3 protein-coding genes are annotated in these 3311 nt (G+C 73.2%); all 3 read right to left on the reverse strand.

Features of this window, described 5'->3' with window-relative positions; all coding sequences use genetic code 11:
* Positions 1 to 27: 27 nt before the first annotated feature.
* A complete protein-coding gene (locus ACWGDE_RS37530) occupies positions 28 to 687 on the reverse strand; it encodes an O-methyltransferase (RefSeq protein WP_453393562.1) in 660 nt (219 codons plus the stop codon).
* A complete protein-coding gene (locus ACWGDE_RS37535) occupies positions 684 to 1514 on the reverse strand; it encodes an HAD family hydrolase (RefSeq protein WP_453393563.1) in 831 nt (276 codons plus the stop codon). The genes ACWGDE_RS37530 and ACWGDE_RS37535 overlap by 4 nt, the downstream gene beginning before the upstream one ends.
* The coding region (locus ACWGDE_RS37540; protein ID WP_453393564.1) for a cysteine protease StiP domain-containing protein at positions 1511 to 3311 on the reverse strand (1801 nt) is incomplete at its 5' end. The genes ACWGDE_RS37535 and ACWGDE_RS37540, both read right to left, overlap by 4 nt.

The following is a 3311-nucleotide window of genomic DNA, read 5'->3' on the forward strand; positions in this document are numbered from 1 at the left end:
GGCCCGGCCTGATCCGAAAGACACGCCCTAGCGCTTGCGCGACAGGGTCAGGCCGTCCGAGATGGCCAGCATCACGGATTCCATGCGGGCGTCCGCCGCGACGTGGTCGTTGTAGGCGCGGACGCCCGCCGCCGCCCCCGTCGCCGACTCGTCCAGCACCGTGCCGTGGTACAGCGTGTTGTCCGTGACGATCAGGCCGCCCGGGCGGAGCCTGGGCACGAGCTCCTCCCAGTAGGCGATCTGGCTCTGCTTGTCCGCGTCCACGTACGCCATGTCGATGTGCGGCTCGGCCGGCATCGCGCGCAGCGTCTCGAGCGCGGGCGCGATCCGCAGCTCGATGCGGTCCGCGACGCCGGCCTTCGCCCAGGCCTCGCGGGCGTACGCCGTCCACTCCTCGGAGACGTCGCACGCGATGAGCTTGCCGTCCGACGGGAGCGCCTGCGCCATCGAGAGGGAGGAGAAGCCGGTGAACGTGCCGATCTCCACCACGCGGCGCGCGCCGGTCAGGCGGACCAGGAAGGCCAGGATCGGGCCCTGTTCCTCCGCCGACTGCATCCCCGCCGCGTCCGGGAACACCTCGTAGGTCGTGGCCACCAGCCCCCGCTGGACCTCGTCCAGCGGGGGGTTGTGCGCCAGCATGTACCGGTAGAGCTCGTCCGTGATCTTGGTGCTGTTGCCCTTGGTCATGCGTCCAGTGTGCCGAGTCCGGCCGCCTCGCGTGCGAATGCCCGCACGATTTCCTCACCGGCCAGCACCCCCGCCTCGGTCAGCGCCGTGACGTGCGGGGCCGTCCAGCCGGCGTCGGCGAGCTCGCCGTGGCCCGGCCGCCAGCCCCGGTCCGCCGCGAGCAGCAGGTCCGCGTCGAGCAGCGAGTCCCCGGCGGCGAACGTGGTGCCGGCTCCCGTACGCCGGGCCACCTCGCGCATCGCCGCGCTCTTGGTCAGCGGGCGCGGGACGGCGTAGATCTTCCGGCCCTGGAGGGAGATCGTCCAGCCGCGCGCCTCGGCCCATTCCGTCAGCGCCTTGATCCACTCCGGGGGGACCAGCGCCCGCTCCACCACGAGGTAGGCGAACAGGTCCTCCGCCACTCGCGCCTTGCGCAGCCACGCCGGGTCGGTCGCGGACAGCAGGTGTGCGCGCATCTCCTCCAGCGGGGCCGATTCGGCGGCGAGCCGCGCCGCGACCTGGCGCCGCCAGTCCCGGTCCGGGACCCCGTCGACCAGCAGCTGGCCGCCGTTGGCGCAGATCGCGTACCGCGCCGGCTGTCCGGGGAAGCGGATGCGCTGGTACTGCTTGCGGGTGCGGGTGGTGGTCGGGACGAACACGACGTCCGGGTTCGCGGACAGCTTCGCCAGCAGCCCGGCCGCCGTTTCCGTCATGTACGACAGCGGCTTGCTCTCGTGCACCTCGACGCACAGCAGCCGGGGGGCCTCCGGGTCGGGCATGGTCAGGGCGAGCGCCGCGTTCGAGTAGATGAGCGTGCGGTCGAGGTCACTGGCTACGAGGACGGTCACTTGGCGGCCACAGCCTTTCCGTCGGCGCCCGTGGCGCCGCGCGTGAATCGGGGGTGGATGAGGCCCACGCAGGTGTACGGAAGCCCGTCGACCTCCTCCACCGGCACCCCGCGCTGCTGCGCGAGGAGTCGTACGTGGTCCAGGTCGGCCCCCGCGTCGCGCTGGGCGAGGATCTTCCACGGAACCCGGCGCAGCAGGACGCGCGTGGTCTCGCCGACGCCCGGCTTGACCAGGTTCACGTCGTGGATGCCGTACTCCTCGCTGATCCGCTCGACGGCCGCCCAGCCCTCCCAGGTCGGCGTGCGGTCGGCGGCGAGGAGCTCCTTGACCTCGGCGTCCACTGCCTCGGCCACCTCCTCGAAGTGAGCGGCGACGGTGTCGACGAAGGCGACGGAGACATCGGCTCCGGCGAGCTCCCGGTAGAACTTCGCGCCGTGGAAGTCGGCGGGGCCGACCAGATCGGACCTCAGAACCGTACGCGAGACCAGTCCCGAAACGGTGGAATTGAGACAGGCCGACGGGATCAGGAAGTCCTCGCGGGTGCCGTAGGTCTCCACGCAGGAGCCGGGGTCGGCGAGGACCACGATCTCCGGGTTGAAGCCCTCGAACTCGCCCAGGGCCTCGCGCAGCTCGCGGGTGATGGCGCCCTTGCCGGTCCACCCGTCGACGAAGACTATGTCGGCCGGATCGTGGTGGGCGGCCAGCCAGCGCAGCGCGTTGGCGTCGATGCCGCGGCCGCGCACGATGGACACGGCGTAGTGCGGCAGGTCCAGACCGTGCCGGGCCCGGGCCCAGCGCCGCATCAGGACGCCCACCGGGGTGCCGGCGCGCGCCAGGGAGACGAGGACGGGCGAGGGGGACCGCTCGGCGAGGACGGTCTCGGTGACGACGCCGACCGCGCGGGCCATCCGGGCCGCTGAGGCGGTCAGCGCGCTCTGGTACAGCTGCTGGTACTCCGGGGACGGCTGGTACTCCACCGGCAGGGACTCGGCGTAGTGCGCGCCGCCGGCCTGGATGGCCTCCTCGCGCTCTTCGGTCGGGGCCTCCAGTTCGACGTCGGAGAAGTCCTGGAGCAGCCAGCCGACGTCCTCCGGTGCGTACGAGGAGAAGTCGGGGCCGCGCAAGGGCTCGGCGGTCATGATCGGCTCCTGCCGGTCGGGTACGTACGACGGTATGGCGGCCAGCACGACCCGGCCGGTGTGCGGGGCGAGGGCCTCGAGGAGGCCGGTGCGCAGCTCGGGGGTGTCACCGGCCGAGTCGACGACCGCGACGACGGCGTCGAAGCCGGCTCCGGCCACGTTGTAGGCGTACCGGTCTCCGGGGCCGTCGGCGGGGTCGTCGTGGGCGGGGAAGACGAGCCGGGTGCGGATGGCGTAGCCGGGGTCGTCCACGGCGAGCACCGGCGAGCGGGTGGTCGTCGAGAAGCGGACCTCGGCGGCCGCGCCGGACTCCTCCAGGGCCTTCGCGAGGCGCAGCGGGGCGTACATCAGCTCTTCGTTGCCGAGTACGAGGACTCGCGCGGGCGCGGCTCCGTCCGGCCCGGCCAGCGCTTCGGCCAGTCGGTGGGCCATGCCCGGTAGCTCCGCCTCCAGGGCTTCGCGGTGCGCGGGGGTGAAGCCGTGGCGGCCGCCGTCGGGTATCCCGGCCGGCCAGTCCAGGGCGACCGTGGTCACCTGCGGGCCGTCTGCCGGGGCGCTGCCCCGGACCCCGCTCCTCAAACGCCGGAGGGGCCGGATCTCGGCCCCCGGCGCCTCGCCCGCAGAGGCCGGGACGGCGGACGCGGCAGCCCCCTCCACC

This window comes from Streptomyces sp. NPDC054956, assembly GCF_053609185.1.